Origin of the sequence: Faecalibacillus intestinalis (assembly GCF_003024685.1) — a bacterium.
GTDB lineage: Bacteria > Bacillota_I > Bacilli_A > Erysipelotrichales > Coprobacillaceae > Faecalibacillus > Faecalibacillus intestinalis.
The window spans coordinates 46,103-71,532 of sequence record NZ_PYLQ01000001.1; the positions used below are offsets into that span (position 1 = coordinate 46,103).

General features: G+C 28.4%; 28 protein-coding genes and 1 pseudogene. 25 read left to right on the forward strand and 4 right to left on the reverse strand.

Annotated features, from left to right (window positions below):
- Positions 1–100 precede the first annotated feature (100 nt).
- The 17 genes and pseudogenes from C7U54_RS00230 to pyk all read left to right on the forward strand — a co-directional run bounded on the left by C7U54_RS00230 (position 101) and on the right by pyk (position 17,665).
- Positions 101–418 (forward strand): hypothetical protein, encoded by a 318-nt coding sequence (locus C7U54_RS00230; RefSeq protein WP_022002944.1) that lies wholly within the window; start codon positions 101–103, stop codon positions 416–418.
- 41 nt (positions 419–459) lie between these two features.
- Complete coding sequence (locus tag C7U54_RS14505) at positions 460–627, forward strand: hypothetical protein (protein WP_155522437.1); 168 nt, start codon at positions 460–462, stop codon at positions 625–627.
- Between the two features lie 15 nt (positions 628–642).
- A pseudogene (locus C7U54_RS00235) lies at positions 643–774 on the forward strand (transposase); the annotation flags it as partial.
- A gap of 181 nt (positions 775–955) precedes the next feature.
- Positions 956–1,276, forward strand: coding sequence for a PadR family transcriptional regulator (locus tag C7U54_RS00240; RefSeq protein ID WP_022002942.1), 321 nt, complete (start codon positions 956–958; stop codon positions 1,274–1,276).
- The gene (locus C7U54_RS00245; RefSeq protein ID WP_158562022.1) at positions 1,266–2,552 is read left to right on the forward strand and encodes a DUF2812 domain-containing protein; all 1,287 of its coding nucleotides are present in this window, start codon (positions 1,266–1,268) and stop codon (positions 2,550–2,552) included. Before C7U54_RS00240 ends, C7U54_RS00245 begins: the two co-directional genes overlap by 11 nt.
- A gap of 90 nt (positions 2,553–2,642) precedes the next feature.
- The gene (locus C7U54_RS00250; RefSeq protein ID WP_230311039.1) at positions 2,643–3,914 is read left to right on the forward strand and encodes a hemolysin family protein; all 1,272 of its coding nucleotides are present in this window, start codon (positions 2,643–2,645) and stop codon (positions 3,912–3,914) included.
- A gap of 28 nt (positions 3,915–3,942) precedes the next feature.
- Positions 3,943–5,250 (forward strand): TRAM domain-containing protein, encoded by a 1,308-nt coding sequence (locus tag C7U54_RS00255; protein ID WP_107028890.1) that lies wholly within the window; start codon positions 3,943–3,945, stop codon positions 5,248–5,250.
- Between the two features lie 15 nt (positions 5,251–5,265).
- The gene (locus tag C7U54_RS00260; protein WP_022002938.1) at positions 5,266–5,511 is read left to right on the forward strand and encodes a TIGR03905 family TSCPD domain-containing protein; all 246 of its coding nucleotides are present in this window, start codon (positions 5,266–5,268) and stop codon (positions 5,509–5,511) included.
- Positions 5,512–5,554: 43 nt separating this feature from the next.
- A complete protein-coding gene (locus C7U54_RS00265; protein ID WP_022002937.1) occupies positions 5,555–5,860 on the forward strand; it encodes a hypothetical protein in 306 nt (101 codons plus the stop codon).
- Between the two features lie 53 nt (positions 5,861–5,913).
- Entirely contained in the window at positions 5,914–8,979 is a 3,066-nt protein-coding gene (gene dnaE, locus C7U54_RS00270; protein WP_107028891.1) for a DNA polymerase III subunit alpha, read from the forward strand.
- Between the two features lies 1 nt (position 8,980).
- Positions 8,981–11,593 (forward strand): DNA polymerase I, encoded by a 2,613-nt coding sequence (gene polA / locus C7U54_RS00275; protein WP_107028892.1) that lies wholly within the window; start codon positions 8,981–8,983, stop codon positions 11,591–11,593.
- Positions 11,594–11,601: 8 nt separating this feature from the next.
- The gene (mutM, locus tag C7U54_RS00280) at positions 11,602–12,411 is read left to right on the forward strand and encodes a DNA-formamidopyrimidine glycosylase (protein WP_107028893.1); all 810 of its coding nucleotides are present in this window, start codon (positions 11,602–11,604) and stop codon (positions 12,409–12,411) included.
- Positions 12,408–13,004: a dephospho-CoA kinase gene (gene coaE / locus C7U54_RS00285; RefSeq protein WP_107029059.1), complete on the forward strand. Its 597-nt coding sequence runs from the start codon at positions 12,408–12,410 to the stop codon at positions 13,002–13,004. The genes mutM and coaE overlap by 4 nt, the downstream gene beginning before the upstream one ends.
- Complete coding sequence (locus tag C7U54_RS00290; protein ID WP_022002932.1) at positions 12,982–14,235, forward strand: DnaD domain protein; 1,254 nt, start codon at positions 12,982–12,984, stop codon at positions 14,233–14,235. The genes coaE and C7U54_RS00290 overlap by 23 nt, the downstream gene beginning before the upstream one ends.
- A gap of 11 nt (positions 14,236–14,246) precedes the next feature.
- Positions 14,247–15,134, forward strand: a complete 888-nt coding sequence (locus tag C7U54_RS00295) for an ATP-binding protein (protein ID WP_022002931.1) — start codon at positions 14,247–14,249, stop codon at positions 15,132–15,134.
- Positions 15,135–15,232: 98 nt separating this feature from the next.
- Positions 15,233–16,192, forward strand: a complete 960-nt coding sequence (gene pfkA / locus C7U54_RS00300) for a 6-phosphofructokinase (RefSeq protein WP_022002930.1) — start codon at positions 15,233–15,235, stop codon at positions 16,190–16,192.
- 39 nt (positions 16,193–16,231) lie between these two features.
- Entirely contained in the window at positions 16,232–17,665 is a 1,434-nt protein-coding gene (gene pyk, locus C7U54_RS00305; protein WP_022002929.1) for a pyruvate kinase, read from the forward strand.
- Between the two features lie 49 nt (positions 17,666–17,714).
- Here pyk and C7U54_RS00310 read toward each other — a convergent pair whose 3' ends face one another.
- Positions 17,715–18,338: a LexA family protein gene (locus tag C7U54_RS00310; RefSeq protein WP_022002928.1), complete on the reverse strand. Its 624-nt coding sequence runs from the start codon at positions 18,336–18,338 to the stop codon at positions 17,715–17,717.
- Between the two features lie 378 nt (positions 18,339–18,716).
- Between C7U54_RS00310 and C7U54_RS00315 the strand changes: the two genes are divergently transcribed.
- Positions 18,717–19,580: a DegV family protein gene (locus tag C7U54_RS00315; protein ID WP_107028894.1), complete on the forward strand. Its 864-nt coding sequence runs from the start codon at positions 18,717–18,719 to the stop codon at positions 19,578–19,580.
- 33 nt (positions 19,581–19,613) lie between these two features.
- On the opposite strand, the gene C7U54_RS00320 is transcribed toward C7U54_RS00315, so the two are convergent.
- Positions 19,614–20,207: a cytidylate kinase-like family protein gene (locus C7U54_RS00320; protein WP_032090526.1), complete on the reverse strand. Its 594-nt coding sequence runs from the start codon at positions 20,205–20,207 to the stop codon at positions 19,614–19,616.
- 100 nt (positions 20,208–20,307) lie between these two features.
- Between C7U54_RS00320 and C7U54_RS00325 the strand changes: the two genes are divergently transcribed.
- Positions 20,308–21,597, forward strand: coding sequence for an alpha-amylase family glycosyl hydrolase (locus C7U54_RS00325; protein ID WP_107028895.1), 1,290 nt, complete (start codon positions 20,308–20,310; stop codon positions 21,595–21,597).
- Positions 21,598–21,619: 22 nt separating this feature from the next.
- Here the strand turns inward: C7U54_RS00325 and def are convergent, their stop codons facing one another.
- Together def and C7U54_RS00335 are read right to left on the reverse strand one after the other, a co-directional pair.
- Positions 21,620–22,189 (reverse strand): peptide deformylase, encoded by a 570-nt coding sequence (gene def, locus C7U54_RS00330; protein ID WP_022002923.1) that lies wholly within the window; start codon positions 22,187–22,189, stop codon positions 21,620–21,622.
- Between the two features lie 53 nt (positions 22,190–22,242).
- Complete coding sequence (locus tag C7U54_RS00335) at positions 22,243–22,431, reverse strand: hypothetical protein (RefSeq protein ID WP_022002922.1); 189 nt, start codon at positions 22,429–22,431, stop codon at positions 22,243–22,245.
- Positions 22,432–22,555: 124 nt separating this feature from the next.
- Here C7U54_RS00335 and C7U54_RS00340 point away from each other — a divergent pair, with 124 nt between their 5' ends.
- From C7U54_RS00340 to rsmD, 6 genes are read left to right on the forward strand one after another with little or no spacing between them, the layout of a single operon-like run.
- The gene (locus tag C7U54_RS00340; RefSeq protein WP_107028896.1) at positions 22,556–22,816 is read left to right on the forward strand and encodes a UPF0223 family protein; all 261 of its coding nucleotides are present in this window, start codon (positions 22,556–22,558) and stop codon (positions 22,814–22,816) included.
- On the forward strand, positions 22,816–24,042 hold the full coding sequence (locus tag C7U54_RS00345) for an FtsW/RodA/SpoVE family cell cycle protein (protein WP_022002920.1): 1,227 nt from the start codon (positions 22,816–22,818) through the stop codon (positions 24,040–24,042). The genes C7U54_RS00340 and C7U54_RS00345 overlap by 1 nt, the downstream gene beginning before the upstream one ends.
- A gap of 29 nt (positions 24,043–24,071) precedes the next feature.
- Entirely contained in the window at positions 24,072–24,359 is a 288-nt protein-coding gene (gene ylbD / locus C7U54_RS00350; RefSeq protein WP_022002919.1) for a spore coat protein YlbD, read from the forward strand.
- Positions 24,359–24,538 carry a YlbE-like family protein gene (locus C7U54_RS00355; protein WP_022002918.1) on the forward strand — a complete coding sequence of 60 codons (180 nt, stop codon included), beginning with the start codon at positions 24,359–24,361 and terminating at the stop codon, positions 24,536–24,538. Before ylbD ends, C7U54_RS00355 begins: the two co-directional genes overlap by 1 nt.
- The gene (locus C7U54_RS00360) at positions 24,535–24,882 is read left to right on the forward strand and encodes a YlbF family regulator (RefSeq protein WP_022002917.1); all 348 of its coding nucleotides are present in this window, start codon (positions 24,535–24,537) and stop codon (positions 24,880–24,882) included. The genes C7U54_RS00355 and C7U54_RS00360 overlap by 4 nt, the downstream gene beginning before the upstream one ends.
- Positions 24,879–25,427 carry a 16S rRNA (guanine(966)-N(2))-methyltransferase RsmD gene (gene rsmD / locus C7U54_RS00365; RefSeq protein ID WP_022002916.1) on the forward strand — a complete coding sequence of 183 codons (549 nt, stop codon included), beginning with the start codon at positions 24,879–24,881 and terminating at the stop codon, positions 25,425–25,427. The genes C7U54_RS00360 and rsmD overlap by 4 nt, the downstream gene beginning before the upstream one ends.
- Positions 25,428–25,430 lie beyond the last annotated feature (3 nt).

Sequence of the window (25,430 nt, forward strand, 5' to 3'; positions counted from 1 at the left end):
TAATTTAAATATAAAATAACAAGTGTAAAGGAATTTAGGTGATAGTAATGAATTATGATAAATTTCCAGAAATAAATATAAGTGGATATAAAAATGAAGCTTGTACAGGCAAAACAGAAATAAAAAATATTTAGAAAATCTAGGACAAGAAGAAAATTATTGTTTAACTGTAGATTGTTATCCTGGCGTCGATGACGAAATCTTTGATTTAATTAAAGAAATTTATAAACCTGATTTCGTGATTAAAAGTGAAGATGTATTTTATGAAAAAGATGAGCTTAATAAAATGATGAAGCCTTTTTTAACAGAAAATCGTGTAAGAGGAGTCATATATTATGGAAAGATGGATGATTTTATTGATGATATAAAATTGGCTCAATATCAATCACACTTGCTAGTCATAAAGTCAGGGCTTTGATTTATGGTATTGGAGCGAGTTACATTCATAAAGGTGATACTTTGATTTATTATGATCTTGCTCGTTGGGAAATTCAATTAAGATATCGAAAAGGGATGCCTAATTTTAAACAAGATAATGATGATGAAGATGTTTTAAAGAAGATAAAGAGAGGTTTCTTTATTGAACAAAAACAGGAGCGCAATCCCCTTCCTCTAAGCGAAGCGTAGGGAGGGGTCTAGCTCCACGATAAAGACCATGTTCATGTACTGTTCAGAGGACAGCCTAATAGTGAGATTTCTAAATTTATCAATGCTTATAAATCAGCAAGCAGTAGACTTATAAAAAAAGAATATCCAGAAATCAAGAAACATTTATTGTTCCTGCAAATGTTAAAGAATATACAATTAGACCTTTAAATGATGAAACAATAAAAGTTATTAAAGCATATGTTAGAAATTAAGCGGGCAAAAGTTCGCTTTTATATTGCTTTTATTATCGAATATCGATATAATGGGATTGAAATATTTATCGATATTCGATAAAAGAGGTGAGAAAATGGCGAGAAAAGAATTTGAAACATTAACTCCACAAATGTTTTATATTTTACTTTCATTATATGAGCCCATATGTGGTTTAGAAATTATGGAAAAAGTAAATGAAATGACGGAAGGTGATGTTAGAGTTGGTGCTGGAACACTTTATGCATTGTTACCACGTTTTGAAAATATAGGATATATTCAATTATTAAAAGAAGAAAATAAAAGAAAAATATACATAATTACTCAAAAAGGAAAAGAAAGACTTGAATTAGAAAAGGAAAGGATGCAAAAACAAATTATTTTGTTTATGAAAAAGGATTATGAAGATGAAATATAAGTATACATTTTTAAAAAATAGATTGTTTTATGATGAAATATTAATTCCTTATCTAGATAGAATGTCTAAAAAAGGATGGAATCTTGTATCAGTTAATTCATTTTTTAAGTTTGAAAAATCCTCACAAGTTTATAAATATCAAGTTGACTATAATCTATTAACGGATGACTATTTAGAAACTTTAGACCATTTAGGATATGAACATGTTTGTTGTATGCAAGATATGCATATTTATCGAAATGTTAATTTAGATGCGGAAGATTTATCAAGTGATGAAGATGTTTTATGTGAGGCAAAATTAAAAATGTTTAAACCATGGGCAATTGCTATGTGCATTCTTGCAACTATGATCTTTTATGGTTTTACAAGTTTCTTTTCTTGGTTGTATCGTTTTTCTTGGGGTTCGATATTTTTAAATTTAAATGTTTGTTTCATTTTTTTTCTTATTTATGTAGGCTGTTTTTTATGGCTATTTGCAGCATTGTTTATTTATTTAAAGAGACGTGCTTTAAAGAAAAGAACGTATTCTTATCAAAAGTTTAAATATTTAGATGGTTTTGTTCGCATTGTTATAGATATTTTAGCTATTTTGATGATTGGAATGTTATTTGTTTTAAAAATGAATAACTTAAGTTCACTTTTAAGCTTTTTGGGTTATTTTATATTAATTACATTATTTGCGACAATTATTAATACAAAAATTCCTTTAATTAAAAATCCAATCAAAAAGAAAATAGCAGTGATTGTTTCTGTTGCTGTTTTTGTAGGTGTTTACTTTTTGTATAATGAAATTGATTTTTCAAAATTAGATAAACAAGAAATGACGATCACTTTGCCAAAAAATAAAAGGATAGATGAAAATAATTCAAATCTACTTGTTGATACGACAACTTTTATTCAAAAAATAGGTAAAGATAAAGATGATGGAGAAGCAATTTATTCTTTTGAAGGTTATTATCAATGTTTAAATACTTTTGTTTCAAAAAATATTTTTAAAGAATTGGTTCTTGAACGTGAAAGACAAACAAGAATGCCAAGTGATAAAGAGATTGACCAAATCGTTGAAGAAAAAGGTTCATGGCGTAGTGATGAAATTGGATATAATACATATCAAAATGTTTTAAAGAAATTTAAAAAAAGAAAATCAATGTATTTTGACCAAGTTGTTGAAATTGACCATTATCAATTAGGAATCAAAGGTAAAAAAGTGTTAGTTGTATATGATGAAGATATTGATGATTTTTATCATCATTACATAAACTTTATACAAAAATAATGGAATATTGACAAATTTTTGTAATTATACTATTATAATTTTCAATAATAGAATCAAAGGAGAAATGTAAAAGTGGATTCTGCCCAGATAATGAATATCATATCATTAATCATTTTATTAATTTTATCATCGTTGTTTTCTTGTAGTGAAACAGCTTTTTTATCGGTAAGTAAAATTAAAATACGTACACTTGCTGAAGAAGGAAATAAAAAAGCAAAATTAGTAGAGTCTTTATTAGATAATCAAGATCGTTTATTAAGTGCTATTTTAGTAGGAAACAACCTAGTAAATATCGGTGCTTCGTCACTTACAACAGCAACGATTATGGCTATTTTTGGAGATGGTGCACAAACAGTTGCAATCGCAACAGGTGTTGTAACATTGTGTATTTTGATTTTTGGTGAAATCACACCTAAATCTCTTGCTACTCAAAACGCTGATAAATTAGTTTTTGCTTTAGCACCATTTATTCGTTTTGTTTGTATAATTACTAAACCAGTTGTTTTTGTGTTGAATATTATTACAGGATTTATTATTAAACTTTTAGGTGGTAATCAAGAACATGGCCCTAGTTTAACTGAAGAAGAATTGAAAACAATTGTAACAGTTGGACATGAAGAAGGTGTTCTAGAAAAAGAAGAAAAAGAAATGATACATAATGTTTTTGAATTTGGTGAAACTGAAATCAAAGAGATTATGACACCACGTATTCATGTTGAAAGTTTACCGGATGATTGTACATATGATGAATTAATGAATGTTTATCATGATGCACAGTATTCTAGATATCCTATTCATGATGAGTCTTTTGATGAAATTATAGGTGTTTTAAATATGAAAGATTTGTTGTTTATCGATATTGATAAAGAACATTTTGATGTTAAAAAGTATATGAGAGAGACTTTTGTGGTCTATGAATTCAATCAAGTCAATGATGTTTTTGCTTCAATGAGAAAGGAACATGCAACACTTGCTATTGTATTAGATGAATATGGTGTTATGAGTGGAATTGTTACTTTTGAGGATATTGTTGAAGAAATCGTTGGTGAAATTGATGATGAATATGATGATACAAGTGATGATATTGTTAAAATCAATGATCATGAGTATTTAGTAGATGGTAGTTTAAATTTAAATGAGGTCAATGATGAAATTGATACTCATTTTGAATCGGAAGATTTTGAATCAATCGGTGGTCTTGTTTTAGGAGAGTTTAGTGGTGTTCCTAAAATAAAAGATAAAATTGAATTTCCAGGAGTTACAATTATTATCGAAAAGATGCATAAGAATCGAATTGAACTTCTTAGATTAATAATACATGAAATGAAAGAAGAGGAAGAAGGAGAGGAAAAACATCAATAAGATGCTTTTCCTTTTTTAAGGAGGCTATATGAAAACAACAGTTGAAATTAAAAAAATGGGAATCAATGGAGAAGGTATTGGTTACATTAATCGTAAAATTGTCTTTATTAAAGGGGCATTATTAAATGAAGAAGTAGAAATTGATGCCAAACAATACAATAATAAAAATTATTATTTTGGTGATTTAATTAGAGTCATTAAACCTTCACCAATGCGTGTTAAAAATCCATGTCGTGCGAATAAAGAATGTATGGGGTGTAATTTATTACATTATGCTTACCCAGCACAATTAAAACATAAAAAAGATTTAATTAAAGAATCTTTAAAGAAGTATACAGAATTAGATCGTTCACAAATTAAGATTGATCAAATTATTGGGATGAATCAAAAAAATGGTTTCCTTACACAAGCTAATTTACCAATTGTAGATTTTAAAGGAAAAGTTACTTTTGGGATTTATCAAAGAGAAACAAAATATTTAACAGTGATGACAGGGTGTATGAAACAACATCCATTAATTAATCAAACATTATTACAATTGGAAGAAGTTTTTAATAATCATCAATGCAAAACATATAATGATAAATTTAGAACAGGTTTAAGATTTATTAAATTACGTGTTTTCCAAGATAAAGTACAAGTCATCATTATTACAGGGAAAGACGGTTTAAAAGATGAAGTGGTAAGTGATATTAAAAAATTAAAACAAGTCAATGGTTTATTTATGTCAATTAATACTTCTAAATATCAAGATTTTGAAAGTCAAGGTTATAAGAAGATTTTTGGAAATACGAAAGAAGAATTTATTTGTGATGGTAAAAAATATATTATGTCTGTTAAAACAACTTTACCAGATCATTTAGAATCTTTTGAAATTAGAAATAAGATTGTTAAAACAATGGTCAAAGGAAGTAAAAAGATTATTTCTATTAATTGTGAAAATGGTATTTTAGAAATGAATTTAGATCAAGAAGTTGTTGCTATTGATGAAAAGAAAGATAATATTGAAAGTGCTACTTATAATGCTAAATTATTAGGAAAAGAAAATATTAAATTTGTTTATGGTCAACCAATTAAAAAAATGGTTACTTTTGCAAAAAAGAAAGTGTATGATACAGTGATTATTCAAGGAGTCAATGGGATTTCTAATGAATTAAAGGATACTTTAAGACTTGGAAAAGTACAAACAGTCATTTATATGAATTCTTCAACATCTATGCTTGCAAAAGATTTGCAAGAATTATCAAAATATTATAAAGTAGAAGAGATTAAAGCAGTAGATAGTCATATGTATCAATCATATGTGACATCAATTGCTAAACTTACAAAAAAATAGGAGGAAGGAATAAAAATGGAATACGATTATACACCAAGAGGTGTCTGTTCAAGAAATATCCATGTAGAAGTTGAAGATGGGATTGTTAAAAATGTTATCTTTACAGGTGGATGTTCAGGAAATACTCAAGGAGTTGCTGCACTAGCAAAGGGTATGAAAGTTGATGAAGTTATTGAACGTTTAAAAGACATCAAATGTGGAGCAAAACCAACAAGTTGTCCAGCACAGCTTGCAAAAAGTTTACAAGAGCATGCTAAATAAGTGCTCTTTTTTTGTTTCTTTCATAAAATAAAATGGTGGTGTTATGTTAATTAGAATCAAAAAAATGCAGTTTCTAGTAGGGATTTGTTTGATTTTGCAAATTATTTTGTCTTCGTTATTTTTACCTTTTCATTTTATAGCGATGTTTTTATCTATTGTCATTATCATTTGGCAAAGAAGATTTTGTGTTTTACAGATTCGTTATCATTACTATACAGTTATTTTATATATCTATAGGTTGTTTGTTATGCTTGTTTTAACGTATTCTTTTTTTGAAATGCTGTATTTATTTTTAACTTTATATGTTGGTTTGATTTTAATTTTATTATCTTTGAAAACATTTTTGTAATTCTTTTAATCAAGGATGATTTAGCGTATAATATGGAAAAAGGTGGTGGCAACATGATTGGTGAATTGAATATCTATAGTTGTTATAGTTTTCAAAATAGTACGATTTTGATTCAAGATTTATGTAAAAGAGCGAAAGAATTGCATATGGAAGCATTGGCTTTAACAGATATCAATAATATGTATGGTGCGATTGAATTTTCTAATGCTTGTCATCATTATGACATCAAACCTATTTTTGGAATGCAAGGGGATGTACTTATTGATCAAGAAGTTTATCCTTTTTTATTCTATGCAAAAGATCAAATTGGTTATCATGATTTAATGAAAATATGTAGTGATATTAATTTAAGTGAACATAAAGCGATTGAATTAGAAAGATTATTTTTATATCGTGAACATCTTTTTATTCTTTCTGGATGTAAAGAAGGAATTGTTGAAAGGCTTGTTTTAAAAGAGTTAGAATCTGAGGCTTTAAAATATATTGCATTGTTTAAAAAGATGTTTAAAGATAATTATTATATTTGTATTCAAGATCATCATTTAAAAATGCAATCATTTTTAAATGAACGTTTAAAAGCACTTGCCACTTTACAAGAAGTGAAGGTTTGTGCTTCGAATGAAGTACGTTATTTATATCCACAAGATGCTATAGCGGTTGATTTAATGCAAGCAAGTATCCATGGCGAAAAAATTGATCGAAATTATAAAGTACAAACAAATCAGATGTATTTAAAAGATGCTTATGAGATGTCTTTATTGTTTGATCGCGAAATTATAGAAAATACAAATGATTTGTTAAGAAGATGCAATGTCACTATTGAAACCAATCAAATGCATTTACCACACTATCCTTTACCTGAAAATGTGACGAGCCAAAATTATTTACAGCAACTTTGTATTGTTGGTTTAAAGAAAAGATTTAAAGGAAAAGAAGTTCCTAGATCTTATATAGAACGTTTAAAAAAAGAATTAAAAGTCATTGCTAAAATGGGCTTCAATGATTATTTTTTGATTGTTTTTGATTATGTAAGATTTGCGAAAACACATGATATTCAAGTCGGTCCAGGAAGAGGAAGTGCTGCTGGAAGTTTAGTGAGTTATGTTTTAGGAATCACGAATATTGATCCTTTAAAATATGATTTATTATTTGAACGTTTTTTAAATGAAGAGCGTGTTTCAATGCCTGATATTGATATTGATTTTCAAGATGATAAAAGAGATGAAGTTGTTAAATATGTTACAGAAAAGTATGGACAAGAACATGTTGGACAAATTGTTACTTTTGCCACCTATGGGCCTAAGGTTGCTTTAAGAGATTTAGGAAAAGTCGTTTCAGTTTCTTTACCTAAATTAGAAATGATGTCAAAGTATATTCCAACACAAGGAAAAAATCGAAAAACAGTAAAAGAAGTTTATGAATCTTCCTATGCTTTTGCAAGTATGGTCAATCAAGAAGAAATGTTACGAAAGATTTTACCGGCAATCTATCTTGTAGAACGTTTACCACGTAATATTTCAATGCATGCTGCAGGGGTCGTTTTATCAGGAGATTGTTTAAATGAAGTGGTTCCTCTAACAAAAGGTCCTAATCAAAATGTATTGACACAGTATTCTAAAAATTATATTGAAAGTGTTGGTTTATTAAAAATGGATTTTTTAGGATTGAAGAATTTAACTGTAATTTCTGATATTTTAAAAAATATTGAAAAGTATGAAGGTGTTCATTTAAATTTAAATACGATTCCTTTAAATGATGAAAAAACATTTAAGATGTTATCAAATGGAGATACGTTAGGTGTTTTTCAATTAGAATCACCAGGGATGAAGAATTTATTTAGAAAATTAAAGCCAAGCAGTATTGAAGATATTGGAGCTGCCAATGCTTTATATAGACCAGGACCTATGTCACAAATTCCTCATTATATTGCTCGAAAATTTCATCAAGAAAAAGTGGAATACCCACATGATGATTTAAAAGATATTTTAAAATCAACGTATGGTATTATTATTTATCAAGAACAATTAATGCAAGTAGCACAAAAAATTGCTGGTTTTTCACTTGCCAAAGCAGATATATTAAGACAAGCAACTTCTAAAAAGACACTTGGGTTAATGGAATCAATGAAAGAGGAATTTATAAGTGGGGCTTTAAAAAAGGGTTATGAAAAAAATCAGGCAGAATATATCTTTGGATTAATTGAAAAGTTTGCAGATTATGGCTTTAATAAAGCTCATGCAATTGCCTATGGTTTAATTGGTTATCAACTTGCGTATTTAAAAGCTAATTATCCCTTATCTTTTTATGGAGCAATTCTTTCTAATGAACAAAATAGTGATGTTCATAAAATGGAATATATTGCAGAAGCTAAAAAATATCAAATTAGAATTTTACCGCCATCCATTAATTATTCTGAACATTATTTTAAACAAGTAGAAGGTGATTTACGTTTTTCTTTATTAGCTATTAAAAATGTAGGACAGGCAGGTTATCTAGCAATTGTTGAAGAAAGACAAAAGAATGGCTTGTTTAAAGATATTTTTGATTTTGTTTCGCGAATGGAAGGAAAGAAAATCACGAGTTTAATGTTAGAAAGTTTAATTGATGCGGGTACTTTTGATGAATTTGGACTTAATCGTGCGACTTTAAAAGCTAATTTAGAAAAGATTACAGAGTATGCACATTTAAAAAATATGATTGGTATTGATGAACCACCTATTTTAGAAATTATTAAAGAAAATAAAATGGTGCGTTTAGAATTAGAAAAGAAAGCGTTAGGTGTGTATTTAACACAACATCCTTTAGCTTATATGAAACAAAAAATCAATCAACCAATTCTTGCAGTCGCAAATTTAAATGAGTATGTCTCAAAAAATGTGAGAGTATTATTATCTTTATTAAGGGTCAAAGTGATCGTTGATAAAAAAGGAAATGAAATGTGTTTTATTGAAGGATTTGATGAAACAGGAAATGTTGAGGGAGTCGTTTTTTCTTCAACGTATCAAAGATATAAGACATTGTTAGAAAAAAATAAGATTGTATGTATTGAAGGAAAGATGAATTATCGAGATAAGCTTTCTTTAGTGGTACAAAATGTTAAAGAAGTAAATGAGGTATAAAATGGAAAAATTAGTTGTAATAGATGGGAATTTTTGGTTATTTAGTTGTTATTATGCAACAGCTGCTATGGGAAATTTAATGGTCAATAAAGATGGTGTACCAACCAATGCAGTTTATGGTTTTGCTAATAGATTAGAAAGTTTATTGAAACAAAATCCTGAGTATATTGTGGTTGCTTTTGATGCAAAAGGGAAGACTTTTAGAAGTGAGCTATTGGAAGAATATAAAGGGACAAGAAAGCCAACACCGGATGAACTTGTTTGTCAGTTTTCAATGGTTAGAGAATATTTAGAAGCTCATCATATTCCTTATATTGAAAAAGAAGGATATGAAGGTGATGATATTATTGGAACGATTTCTAAAAAAGCGTCAAATCAAGGCATGGAAGTAGCTGTTTATACAAATGATAAAGATATGATGCAGTTGATTGATTCAAATGTTAAACAATACAAAAAGCCTCAAAAGACCAATGATTATGAAGTTATTACAGTTGAAAGTTTTAAAGAAAAATATAATTTAGAACCTGATCAAATGAGAGATCTTTTAGGTCTTATGGGAGACAGTGCTGATAATATTCCAGGAATTCCAGGAATTGGTGAAAAAACGGCTTTGAAGTTATTAAATCAATATGGGACAATAGAAAATCTAAAGGAACATATGGATGAATTAAAAGGTAAAATGGGTGAGAAAGTTAGAACGAATATTGAATTGGGCCTTTTATCTAAAAAGATTGCCACAATTATAACAGATGCACCTGTTGAATTAGATTTAGATGCTTGGAAATATGAAGGACAAGAATATAATGATGATCTTGCGGAGTTTTACAGACGTTATGATATGAACTCTTTACTTAAAAGAATGTCTCTTTCTACAGAAACAAAGCAAAGTAAACCTTTAGAATATAAAATTGTTGAAACTTTACCAAATATTAAAAAGAATACAGCTTTAATTGCAGGAGTCTATGATACGAATTATCATAAATCGGCTATTTTGGGATTTGGTCTTTATAATAAAGACGAAGCCTATTATATTTCTTTAGAAAATGCTATGCATGATGAAAACTTTAAGGCTTTCTTAAAAGATGAAAAGATTGAAAAATATGGTTATGATATAAAAAAATGTATCAATGCTTGTCGTTGGCATGGATTAGAAGTTAAAGGGTATACTTTTGATTTACAGCTTGCTTCTTATATTTTAAATTCTTCTTTAAAAGATGAAATTAAAATCGTTTGTGATTATTATCAATATTTTGATTTACAATTTGATGAGGAAGTTTTTGGAAAAGGTGCTAAAAAACATGTTCCTGAAGAAGATGTCTTATCGAAACATTATGTTTTACAAGCTAAAGCAATTTATGAATTAAAAAATGAAGCAGAACAAAGATTGAAAAAAGATCAACAATTTGATTTATACAAAAATGTTGAAATGCCTGTAGCGTATATTTTAGCGGATATGGAATTTCAAGGAGCTAAAATGGATAAAGATGTTTTAAAACAATTAGGAGATACTTTTAAAGGACAAATTGATCAATTAGAAAAAGAAATTTATTTATTGGCACATAAAGAATTTAATATTTCATCTCCTAAACAATTAGGAGAAGTTCTTTTTGAGGATTTAGGATTACCTAATGGTAAGAAAACAAAAACAGGTTATTCCACATCAGTAGATGTTTTAAATAAATTAAAAAATGTTCATCCAATTATTGATAAAGTTCTAAATTATCGTACATTAAGTAAACTTTATTCAACTTATATTATTGGGTTACAAGAACAAATCTTTATTGATGGAAAGACACATACTATTTATAATCAAGCTTTAACTCAAACAGGACGTTTATCATCAACAGATCCTAACTTACAAAATATACCAGTCAAAACAGAAGAAGGAAAACTTATTAGAAAAGCGTTTGTTCCTGAATATGATTATTTAATATCTTTTGATTATTCGCAAATTGAATTACGTGTACTTGCTCATCTAGCCAATGTCACAAGTTTAATAGATGCCTTTAATCATGATAAAGATATTCATCGTCATACCGCAAGTGTTGTTTTTGGTGTAAGTGAAGAAGAGGTTACATCAACAATGAGACGAAATGCAAAAGCTGTTAACTTTGGAATTATTTATGGAATGTCTGATTATGGTTTGGCTGAACAATTAGGTGTCACTGTTAAAGAAGCTAAATCATTTATTGAAAAATATTTTGAAAAATATGCTGAGATTAAAGACTATATGAATAAAAGCATTGCTTTTGGAAAAGAAAATGGTTATGTTTCAACTGTCTTAAATAGAAAAAGATATATTCCAGAAATCAATGAAAAGAATTATATGAGACAAGAATTTGGAAAAAGATTAGCGATGAATTCTCCAATTCAAGGATCAGCCGCTGATATTATCAAGCTTGCAATGATCAAAGTGGATCAATTATTAAAAGAAAATCATATGAAATCAAAAATGATTTTACAAGTACACGATGAGTTGATTTTTGATGTTTATCAAGATGAATTGGATAAAATGATGAAACTTGTAAAAGAAGGAATGGAAAGTGCTTATCAAATGAAAGTGGAATTAAAAGCGGAAGGAACTTACGCTAAAAATTGGTATGAGTTAAAGTAGGTGAAAAAATGCCAGAATTACCAGAAGTTGAAACGGTTCGACGAACATTAGAAAATTTTATTTTAAATAAAAAAATTGAAGATATAAAAATTTTATATCCTAAAATCATTGATGATGATCAAGAAGAATTTGTACAAACTTTAAAAAATAAGACTTTTACAGAGATTGATCGTGTAGGGAAATATTTGATTTTTAAATTGGAGGATGTTGCCTTTATTTCTCATCTTAGAATGGAAGGAAAGTATCAAATATGTAAAAAAGGGGATATACTTTCTAAACATGACCATGTTATCTTTGTATTAGAAGAGGGTATGGAGTTAAGATATAATGATGTTAGAAAGTTTGGAAGAATGAAGTTGGTGGATCATGATGATTATAAAAATCAACTGCCTTTAAGTAAATTAGGCCCTGAACCTTTTGAAATAGATTACTTAGAGCTTTATCAAAAGCTTAAAAAGAAAAATAAAGCGATTAAAACAGTTCTTCTAGATCAAAGTATTATGACAGGGATAGGAAATATTTATGCAAATGAAATTTGTTATCAAATGCATTTAAATCCTTATACTAAAGCCAATGTTTTAAGTAAAAAGAGAGTTAAAGAATTAGTGGATGTTGCTTGTGAGATTTTAAATAAGGCTATTTTACAAGGTGGAACGACAATTCATTCTTTTAGTGCTAATGGAATTGATGGTTTGTTTCAAGTGCAATTAAAAGTGCATATGCAAAAGCATTGTCCATTAGGACATGAGATAAAAAAAGTAATGATTAATGAAAGAGGAACATATTATTGTCCAATATGTCAAAAGGCAAAACGATGAAAGTATACGGAATAACAGGAAGTATTGCATGTGGGAAATCGACAGTCACACATTATTTAATAGAAAGAGGTTATCTTGTTGTTGATGCGGATTTGATTTCAAGAAATGCTCTAACAATTGATCAAGAATGTATTTTGAAGGTTCAAGAGTTATTTGGATGTGTTAAAGATGGAATTGTTGATCGAAAGGCATTAGGAAGAATTGTTTTTCATGATAAAAATGCTAAAAAACAGTTAGAGGCTATTATACATCCTTATGTGATTTTTAAAATGAAGGAAGAAATTGAAAAAAATAAAGAGAGAGATTGTATCTTTTTAGATATTCCTTTATTATATGAATCTCATTTAGAATATTTGTGTGATGAAATTATTGTTGTTTATTTAGATGAACAAAGACAAGTTCAAAGATTGATGGCAAGAGATCATATTGATGAAAGTTATGCTTATACAATTATCAATAACCAAATTTCTTCTTTAAAGAAAAGAAAAATGGCCGATATTGTTTTTGATAACAATCAAGGAATAGAAGAGTTATATAAACAAATTGATGAATTTATAGAAAGGATCAGTCATGAAGAAATTATTAACGAGTGATGTTTATCAAGTAAGAAGTAGTTATATGCTTGATTTAACTGGTTATAAAACAGTTTTACAACTTTATCAACCATTGATTGGGATGGAAGCTACTGCTCTTTATCTAACACTCAATAGTGAATTGGATCAAATGACACTTACAAAAAGTCCTTCTTTGATTTCTAGATTATGTAAATTATCAGGATTTTCATTAAATTCTTTACAGGAATCTTTTGATAAGTTAGAAGCTGTAGGACTTGTATGTTCATATGTTAAACAAACGAATGATAATCGTTATCTTTTTGATTTGAAAATGCCGTTATCACCTCAAGAATTTATTAATCATCAAATTCTTGATCGTTTATTGAAAGATAGATTGAAAGATGAATATGAAAAAACAATAGCGATTTTTCAAACGTATAATGTTAATTTAAATGATTATCAAGAAATGACAGCATCGTTTACAGATGTTTTTGAAATTCATCATCATGAAAAAAATATATTAAAAGAAAAAAAATATAAACAAAAAATACAAAATTCTATTGAAAATAGTTACGATCTAACGTTGTTTTATCAAGGCATTGAAAATTTACAATTATCTAAGAAAATGTTTGATCAAGAAGATGAAAAAATAATTCAACAATTAGGAATTTTATATCATATCAATGCTTTAGATATGCAAGATCTTGTCAAACAATCAATGATTGAAAATCATTTAAATAGTCGGTTATTGGCTCAAAACTGCCGAAACTATTATGATTTAAAAATGCCGGAAAAATTTACAGAGGTATTTCATAAGCAATCCCCTTTGCTTCAAAGTGAAAAACAGGGAGAATCTTCTTTACAAAAACATATTTATTATTTAGAAAATATTTCACCTTATGATTTATTAAAAGATAAAACGGGTGGTAAAGAACCATTAAAAAGAGATCTTCAAGTTGTCGAATCTGTTTTAACAACGTTACAATTAGAGCCAGGAGTTGTCAATGTTTTAATAGAAACAACACTTCAAAAGTGTAATCAATCATTACCTAAAAATTTTATAGAAGCTTTAGGAAGTCAATGGAAAAGAAAAAAAATAAAAACGGTTCAAGAAGCGATAGAAGAAGGAAAAGCTTATTTGAAATATCAAAATCAACAACATCATGACTGGGATGATTTTACAAAAGATATTCAAATTGTTTCTCAAGAAAAATCAACAGCAGATAATATTGATGAAGATGCTCTTGCAATGTTAGAAAAATATGACTAGGAGGAGAAAAAATGCAAAGTTTACAAGATTTACATTTATTTGATGATGATCAAAATTTTCAAAAACAAAAAGAAGAAAGTATCAATGAACTTATAAAGGATCCGTACATAATGAAAGTTTTATCTGATGGACAAGTAGGACGAGATTTTATAGAAGAAAATTGGGTTGAATTTTTAGATTTTCAAGAAGATATGCAAAAATGTAAAGATTGTAGGGGGCTTTATCAATGTCATAAAGTTTCTAAAGGAATGAAGCAAGCGGTTCATGTTGAAAATCATCATTTAAAAACAATACTTGTCCCTTGTAAGTATGGAAAAGAAATATTAGAAAAGCAAAATATTTTAAGTCATATTACTGTTTCGAATGTGAGTGATGATTTATTATTATCTGATTTAAAATCAATTAAAGATATTATGAACAAAGAACTTGCAAGTACAATTGATCATTTTTTATCGAATACGTCAAAAAAAGGTTTATTTATTTGTGGGCCATCTGGTTGTGGAAAATCAACATTAGCTGGTTTTTTAACAAGATCACTTGCTAAACAAGGGTATCATTTAGGATATGTGCATTTTCCTACATATTTAATCGATTTAAAGAATTCTTTTAGTGAATTTGGAAATGATAATAATATAGAGGAACTTCGTAATGTAGATTATTTAGTGATTGATGATCTAGGTGGAGAAAATGTGACAAGTTGGTCAAGAGATGAAGTTTTAGCAGCTGTATTGACATATCGTAATCAAAATAAAAAGATAACGTTATTTACCAGTCAATACACCCAAGATGATTTAATTAAAATCTATACTTTGAAAAAAGATGCGCGTGAAAAAATAAAAGTAGAGCGCTTACTTAACACAATATTTACAATGAGTATGCCAATTATGATAAAACAATAAGATTTAGCATAATAAATGTGTAAAAATTCTTGTAGAAAAGTCATGATTTGTGCTAAAATCACTATGTATGAAATGTTATGAAATAGGGAGTGAACATTATGGTTAAATGTATAGGAGTTTTAACTTCTGGAGGAGATGCTCCAGGAATGAACGCTGCTGTAAGAGCAGTAGCGCGTACATGCTTAAATAAAGGAATTGAAGTATATGGTGTAAAACTTGGTTATAAAGGATTACACGATGGAGAATTTATTAAGTTTGATCGTCATAGCACACGTAACATTATTAATATTGGTGGTACTATGTTAAAATCAGCAAGATTCCCTGAATTCAAAGATCCTGAAGTAAGAAAAGAAGCAATTGAAAAAATGAAAGAAGTAGGAATGGAAGCTTTAGTTGTTATCGGTGGTGACGGAAGTTACAATGGTGCATTAAAGTTAACTGAAATGGGTATCAACTGTATCGGTATTCCAGGAACAATTGATAATGATATTCCTGATACTGATCATACAATTGGATTTGATACTGCATTAAATACAATTGTTGATGCATTAGACAAATTAAGAGATACATCAAGTTCTCATCAAAGATGTACTATTCTTGAAGTTATGGGACGTAGATGTGGAGATTTAGCTATCAATGCTGGTATCGCTGATGGTGCTGAAATGGTAATCACTAGTGAAATTGGTTTTGATGAAAATAAAGTGATTGAAGTATTAAAAGCTTCAAAAGCATCTGATAAAAAACATGCAATCGTGGTTATTACAGAACATATTACAGATGTACATGAATTAGCTAAAAAAGTTGAAGCTGCAACTGGGTTTGAAACTCGTGCAAACGTTTTAGGACATATGCAACGTGGTGGTAGACCATCAGCAAGAGATAGAGTTCTTGCTTCAAGAATGGGTGTTTATGCCGTTGAATTACTTGAAGCTGGAAAAGGTGGTTTATGTGTAAGTGAAGTAAATGGTCAAATCAAAGGATTACCAATTACTGAAGTATTAGGACATAAACGTGAAACTGATTTTAGTATTTACGAAGATGCTATTAAACTTCGTTAATATAAACTTAAATGAAAATATGATTGTGAGGATATTAGGATGGTATTAGAAAAAGAAAGAAAAAAGAAAACACGTATTGTGTGTACAATTGGGCCAGCTTCTGAAGACAAAAAAGTCTTAACTAAATTAGTTCAAGCTGGAATGAACGTAATGAGATTAAACTTCTCTCATGGTGATTTCGAAGAACATGGGGGAAGAATTAAAACTTTAAGAGAAATCAACAAAGAATTAAACAAAAACGTAGCTATCTTATTAGATACTAAAGGACCTGAAATTAGAACTGGTGATTTCGTTGGTGGGAAAACTGAATTCAAAAAAGGTCAAGTTTCTACTATCTGTGTAGAAGATATTGAAGGAACAAGTGAAAGATTTACAATCACTTATAAAGATTTATATAAAGATGTTAAACCAGGTGGTTTCATCTTAGTAAACGATGGTCAAGTAGAATTATTAGTTGATCATGTTGATGGTACTGATATCGTATGTATCTGTGCTAACGATGGTGTTGTTAAAAACAAACGTGGAATCAACGTTCCAGGAATCAAATTAGGATTCGATTACTTATCAGAAAAAGATATCGGAGATTTAACTTTTGGTTGTCAACAAGGTGTTGATTTCATCGCTGCATCTTTCGTAAGACGTCCACAAGATGTTTTAGATGTTAAAAAATTATTAATTGAAAACGGTCGTCCTGAAATTCAAATCATCGCTAAAATTGAAAACAGCGAAGGTGTTGAAAACATGGATGATATCTTAAAAGTTGCTGATGGTATCATGGTTGCTCGTGGTGACTTAGGTGTAGAAATTCCTGCTGAAGATGTACCATTAATTCAAAAAGAATTAATCAATAAATGTCGTGCTGCAGGTAAAATCGTTATCACTGCTACTCAAATGTTAGATAGTATGCAAGAAAACCCAAGACCAACACGTGCTGAAGTATCTGACGTTGCTAACGCAATCTATGATGGTACTGATGCAATCATGTTATCTGGTGAATCTGCTCAAGGTAAATATCCAGTAGAAGCTGTTGAAACTATGACTAAAATTGCTTTAAAAACTGAAGGAACTTTAGATTATGCTTCATTACAAAGAAAAGCAATCAGAACTGCTCCATTAGATCAAAGTGAAGCTATCTGTATGTCAGTTGCTGAAATCGCATCTAAATTCAACGTTGCTGCAATCGTTGCATTCACTGATTCAGGATTTACAGCTAGAAAAATGTCTAGATATCGTACTAAATCTATGATTATTGCTGCTACTCCAAATGAACAAACTACAAGAGCATTAGCTATCAACTGGGGTGTTAAATCAGTATTATGTAAACAAATGGATACAAGAGCTGCTATGATTGAATATGCTCAAGTTATCGCTAAAGAAAACTTAGTTGAACCAGGTGAACAAATCATTGTTACTGCTGGTACACCAGGTGTTGCTGGAACTACTTCTTATTTAGAATTAATTACAGTAAAATAATTAAAATTAATAAAAAAAGCTCCGTTTCATTTGAAACGGAGTTTTAATTTTAGTTTCTTTTAGAAATAACAAGGGCAAGTTTTCCAATGATTTTAAATTCATGATAATTATATTCATTAATAATAATTGGAGAATATTTATCATTTGCAGGTTGTAAAATAATACAGTTTTGTTTAGAATCATTAAAATATTTTTTACATGTTGCAATATTATCTTCAATGCCAAAACATCCCACATCACCATTATTAAGTTGCTGTGTCTTTTCAAAAATAATAAGATCCCCAGATTGAATATTTTCATCAATCATACTATCTCCATCAGCATATTGACAAAAGTAATCCTTTCGAGAACTTAATAGAGATTCAGGTAAAGAAATATATTCTTCAATATTGTCTTCAACAAAAATACCATCTCCACAACAAACATCACTATATAAGGGAATATCTATATTATGACTATGTCCATGATAGGCTGGCTCATCAATACCTAATAAATAATTAGGAGTAACATTAAATATTTCTGCAAGTCGGGAAAGTGTTTCCTTTTTTAAATTAGGAACACGTCCGTTTTCATATTTAGCAATTGCTGATTTTTGAACACCGAGCATTTCTCCTAGTTGTTGTTGAGTCAAACCCTTTTCTTTTCTTAATTTTTTAATACGTTCACCTGTCATCTTATCACTCCTTGTGTCTTAATATTACCATATTATAGACTATGTAGTAAACAAAATATCTAAAAAAGACACAAAAGTATTGACGAAACTTAGTGACGGAGTTATATTATAAGTGTCTTAAAAAGATACAATAATAAAAATAAATTTTAAAAGTTGAAATTAAAGAAACAAAAGGAGGAACTATTATGGAAAAATTATCAAATAAGGGATTAGTTACAATCATTTTAGGTGCATTAATGATGGGATCGGTAGTAGTTCAATGTGTTTCGCGTATCATTGATGCGATACTTATTTTTTAAAAAATCTTGCTTTTTATATGCAAATAGTTATAATAAGTTCCATTAGTATGAAGTTCAAAGTAACCTTAAGGAGATACAAATGGAAAAAATTGCAATTATAACAGACTCATGTAGTGATATAAAAAAAGAATATAGAGAGTTATATGATATACATGTTTTACCAATACAAATTCAATATGATGGAAAGAGTTATAGAGATGGTGTAGATATTACTTCTACTGATATTTATGCGATTCAAGATGAAAAAGTAATTAAAACTTCTTCACCAGTTGGAGAAGATTTGTTTAATTTGTTAGATCAACTAAAAGATAAAGGATATACTCATGTTATAGGTTTATTTTTATCTAGTGGTATATCTGGGACAGGTAATCAAATGAGGTTATTTTGTCAAACTTATGAGAAATTAAAATGTTATATTGTTGATAGTCAAAGTGCATCAGTGGGATTAGGAGTTATTGCTGTTAGTCTTGCTAAATATAGAGAAGAAGGAAAATCTTTTGATGAATTAATTGAAATTGCAGATTTTTTGTGCTATCAAAATTATGCTTATTTTTCAATAGATGATTTAAATTATTTACAAAAAGGTGGACGCATTGGCAAGGCTTCGGCATTTTTAGGAACAACACTAAAGATTAAACCAATTCTTTCTTTTGAAAAAGAAAATGGAGAAATTTATGTTCCAGCTAAAGTGAGAGGTTCAAAGAAAGTGAAATCAAAATTGATAGATTTAATAGAAAGTCATCTTGAAGAAAATCCACATCAAAAATTTGCATTGGCTATTGCAGATGCTAATAATTTGGAAGAAAGAAATATTTTGGAAGGAATGTTAAAAGAAAGGTTTCCTCAATTTACATATATAATTGATGGTCATGTTGGTGCTGCTTTATCTTGTTATCTTGGTTCAGGACTTTTAGGAGTAGCAATTCAATTTTTACCAGAATAAAAAATATTCAGGGTGTCCTGAATATTTTTTATATTATTTCCATAATTTTCCGTTTTGATAAACTTTAACAATTAATTGAGCGATTTCATCAATTCCCATATCACTATTAATACATAAATCATAGTCTTTCATATTTGCCCAAGTATTTGTTGTGTAATAATTATAATAACTCTTTCTTTGTTTATCTCTTTTTTGAACATATTTTTTAGTATTTTCATGTTCTTCTTTATAATCTTTTTCAACACGTTCAATTCTAGATTCTAAAGGAGCATACACAAATATTCTTAAAACATGAGGATAGTCTTCTAAAATATAGTTTGCACATCCATTAACAATAATACAATCTTCTTTTTCAGCAAGATGTTTAATGATTTTGGCTTGTGTAGCATAAACTTGGTCATTAATTGGTAAAACAAGAGGACCATTATTAAGTGAATAAGCAAAACTTGATGATTTTTCTTGGGATGCTTTACGAATTGTATCAATATCAATACCTAATTGGCGCGCTGTTTCATCAATAAGTTCATTATCATAGAAAGCAATATTTAAGGCTTCAGCTACTTTTTTAGCAATCAATCTTCCTCCAGAACCATATTCTCTTGTAATAGTAATAATTTTTTGAGTCATAATAAGAACCTCCTTATATAGTATATTATATCATATTTTTTAAATAACTCTAACTAAATAGTGTATAATAATAGATAGATGTATAAGGAGGTTTTTTATAATGTGGTTTAATGAAAGTGTATTTTATCAAATTTATACTCTTAATTTTTGTGGGGCTCCTCGTGATAATGATGGAATTGTGGAACACCGTATTTTAAGATTGAATGATTTTATGGATTATTTTGAAGATTTAGGGATAAATGCTATTTATTTTAATCCTGTATTTTCAAGTGATCATCATGGTTATGATACAAGAGATTATTGTAAAATTGATGAACGTTTAGGAACAAATGAAGATTTTATTGAAATTTGTAAAAATTTACATGATAGAGGGATGCGTGTTGTTTTAGATGGTGTTTTTAATCATGTAGGAAGAGGCTTCTTTGCTTTTCAAGATGTTTTAAATAATAGAGAAAATAGTCAATATAAAAATTGGTTTAGAATTGATTTTAACGGCAATTCACCTTATGATGATGGTTTTTATTATGAGGGATGGGAAGGACATTATGAATTAGTTAAATTAAATTTAGATTATCCAGATGTTCAAAATTATTTATTAAGTGCTGTTGATTATTGGATTGATGCCTTTGATATTGATGGTATTCGTTTAGATGTTGCCTATAGTTTACCAAGATGGTTTATGGCAATGTTAAAAGATCATTGTAGACAAAAAAAGGCGGATTTTTTCTTGTTAGGTGAAGTTTTAGGTGATAATGCAGGATATATGTTTAGTGAAGCACATTTAGATAGTATTACTGATTATCCTGGTTTTAAAGGACTTTGGTCTTCGTTTAATTCATTAAATATGTTTGAAATGGCTCATACAATAAAACGTAATTATGGAGAAATGTATAAAGGACAAACATTATTTAGTTTTGTTGATAATCATGATGTAGAAAGAATAGCATCTAAATTAACAGATTTAGAAAAATTACCACTTATTTATGGTATGTTATTTTCTTTACCAGGAATACCATGTATCTATTATGGAAGTGAATGGGGACAAACCGGAAAGAAAGAACAGGAAAGTGATGATTCTTTAAGACCAGAGTTTACCAAACCAATGCCTAATGGTTTAACAAAATATATAAAAAAATTGATTTCTATTAGAAATCAATCATCTGCTTTACAAAAAGGTGAGTTTAAAGAATTGGTTTTAACAAATAAACAATTTGTTTTTGAAAGAAATGATCAACAAGAAAGAATTATTGTAGCATTAAATTTAGATGATCAAGAATTTACCATTTCTTTAAATGAAAATCTTATTTCTTTAATTGATCAACAAGAAATTGAAAATCAAGGACAAATAGTATTAAAACCCAAAACAATTCATTATTTTAAAGTAAAATAAAAGGTTCGAAAGAACCTTTTATTTATTCAATAACCATAGCATTTTCAATTGGTACTAATGGATATTCTTTATTAATATGATCATAATATAAAACACCATCAAAATGATCAAGTTCATGTTGTAAACAAATAGCTAAAAATCCTCGAGCAACAATTTTTACATCTTTGTTTGTAAGTACGTCAAATCCTTCAACAGTGATTTTAGCATGACGTGGAACATAACCTTTTACATCTTCAGGAACTGATAAACATGCTTCTCCAGTTTTTAAATAAGATTGTTTAGGTGTATAAGAAACAATCTTAGGATTCGCTAAAGCATAATCAGAAGATTTTGTTACATTTCCTTCTTCATCATAATCTAAAACATGGATGGCACACATTCTTTTTGGAATACCAAGTTGAATAGCTGCAATACCTACTGCAGGTCTTAAATCATATTTTTCAGAAAGTTCTTCATCTTGGCTTGCAACTAAAAATTCATGCATTTTCATGAGTAAATCATGATTTTCTTTGGATAGAGGAAGTTCAACCTCTTTTGACACTGTTCTAATTAATTCGTTTGAATCATCTATAATATCTTTCATTAATAACATTTTTTTCACCTCATTCGTGGTTATTATAACATATTTTGAGGTGATTGAAATATCTAAGGTCTAATTCTTGAATTACCACAAATGATTAATAATAAGAAAACAACTAAAACAATTGCAAACCAACTACATCCTGTATTGTTGCAACCAAAGCCACCCATAATAGGTGTATAGCCGCATGTGTTACATCCACCACAGCCAAATGGATTATTGACATATCCATTGCAGTTATAATCACAGTTCATTGTTTATCCCTCCTTTACTATTACCATATTATGATTCCAAATAATTGTATGGGGGATTTATCATAAGTCATTTATTTTTATACTTTTTTAAGTTATAATATTTTACTGAAATGAGGTGTAAATGATGGACTATAATTATCCACTAGACTATACATGGTCAACAAAAGATATTATTGATGTTATGTCTTTATATAATGCAGTAGAAAAAGCATATGAAGAAGGAATAAGTAAAACAGATTTTTTAAATGCTTATAGAAAATTTAAAAATGTTGTTGGGACAAAGAGTGAAGAAAAGCAAATTGATAAAGAATTCCAAGATGTTTCTGGATATTCTATTTATAAAGTTTTTAAAGCAAGTCAAGAAAATGATTGGATCAAATTATAATGACAAAAAGAATAAAAGCTTTTTTTAGAAAAAAAGGGGCAGATAAGCCTATCTTTTTTGCAGTTTTTGTATTGATTTGTTTAGGAATTGTAATGATTGGTTCAGCATCAATTGGAGCGGTCTCTTCAAAAGGAACGGCATTTGCAATAAAAAATATGATTACACAATCTATTTATGTAGCAATAGGTGTTTTTATTATGATGGTTCTTACAAAGGGTTTTAAATTGAAAATGATTAATTACAGAAGTTCAATGGCTGTATATATTATGGGAATCATCTCAATGTGTGGTTGTGTTTTTTGGACGACTAAAGGTTCACATGCTTGGATTCATTTAGGTTCTTTTACAGTACAGCCAGCAGAATTTATGAAAATTGGTATGGTTCTTATTTTATCTTATATGCTTACAGAAACTGATTCAGCATTTGTAGTAAAAGGAAAATTTAGAACTGCTGAATTAAAAAGTAAATTTTATAAAGATAAATTTAACAAATGTGTTTTGTTCCCTTTAGCTCTTATGGTTTTTGCATTTGGAATAGGAGTTATTGTACAAAAGGATTTAGGAAGTTCTCTTATTCTAGCAGCAATTTGTTTTATTTGTTTTATGTCAACACCAAGAGATTATTATAAAAAATATAAAAAACTCGTTTGGATTGCTTTAGCTGTAGCGGTTATTATTTTAGGATTCTTAATCACAGCTGTTTTACAGGGATATCAATTACAACGTATTGATTCTTGGTTAAAACCATTAAAAATAGAAAATATTTATGATAGTTCATGGCAACTTGTCAATTCTTTGATTGCTTTTACAGATGGTGGTATTTTTGGACTTGGATTAGGAAATTCTATTCAAAAATATGATTATATTCCAGAGGCACATAATGATTTTATAGGGGCCATTATTTATGAAGAACTTGGTATTTTTGGGTTGGCTTTAATGATTATTCCAACAGCTATTATTATTTTTAGATTATTAAAATATGCAGATCAAATTCAAAATAATAAATCAAGAGTTATTTTGATAGGAATAGCTTCATATTTTATGTTACATTTATTTGTTAATTTAGGTGGCGTTTCAGGATTGATTCCAATGACAGGTGTTCCATTATTATTAGTATCATCTGGGGGATCTTCAACGATTGCTGCTTTAATAGCAATAGGTATTGCCCAAGCAATTATTTCCAAGTTCAACAAAGAACAACTAGAAAAAACAGACACACAATTATAAATGTTTCATATGATATATTAGGTGATTTGATGGATAATTTAAAAGAGTTTAAAGCTTTTTTAAAGACAATACCAAGTATTAAAGAAGATGTATTAAATCATCGCTATACTTGGCAAGAAATATATGAAATCTATACAATGTATGGAGAAGATGATCATTTTTTCAAACCGTATAAGGAACATCCAATAGAAAATATGAATGTTTTAGAAATTATCAAAAATGTCGATTTGGAAGCATTATCTTCTTCTTTGCAATCAATCGAAAAAGTTTTAGGAATTGTTTCTAATCTTTTAGATAAAAATAAAGAAGGTAAATAATGAAAGAAGATGTTTTAGATTATATACGTAAGCATCCTGTTTGGTATGTTACATTATGTCATTATCCAGAAAAATATGATGATTTATTAGATGAAATACATCAAAAAAAACAAAGTACAGTTTTAGAAAAGCTAGAAAGAATATCAATACTAATGAGTATGTTGGAGATGTTACAATGAATGAAACAATATATGATTTAATAGATGCTATCAAAGAAGATAAGCGCTATCTACAATTTAAAGAGCAATCTTTAAAATTATTAAATCAAGAAACAAAAGAATTATTAGATAATTATCAAAATCTTTTACAAGAATTAGATGATTTGAAAAAGTTTGAAAAATATATTGATTTGACACAGAAAAGACAAGAATTAAATGAAGTAAGAAAAAGAATGTCACAAAATGAAAACATTCAAAAATATTATCAAAGTTATTATAAAATCAATGAATTACTCGATGAAGTAACAAAAATTGTTTTTAAAGATATTAGTGATTCATTAGATACATCAGGGTATAAATTATGAGAGTGATTGCAGGAAAGTATAAAAAAAGACAATTAAAAGTTCCTAAGAGTCAATTAACAAGACCGACAACAGATAAAAATAAGGAAAACCTTTTTAATATGATTGGGCCATATTTTCAAGGAGGAACGGTATTAGATTTATTTGGAGGTAGTGGTGGACTTGGAATAGAAGCTATTTCTAGAGGATGTGATACACTTTATAGTGTGGATCATCAATACGAAGCTTTTAAAACAATTAAAGAAAATTTTTCTCTTTTAAAATTGGAAAATTGTTTTCCTTTGAAAATGGATTATAAAAAAGCTTTAAAATATTTGTATGAAAAAGGTATAAAGTTTGATTATGTTTTTTTAGATCCACCTTATGGAAAAGGTCTTGTTGATGATATTCTTCAATATTTAGTTGATCACCAAATGTTGAATCCACAAGCGTGTATTGTAGTAGAAGAATTAAAAGAAGTTGAGTTTAAAGAAATAGAAGGAATTGAGTTAAATAAAAGAAAAGAGTATGGAATTACAGCTCTTAATATTTTTTATTATGAGGATTAAATC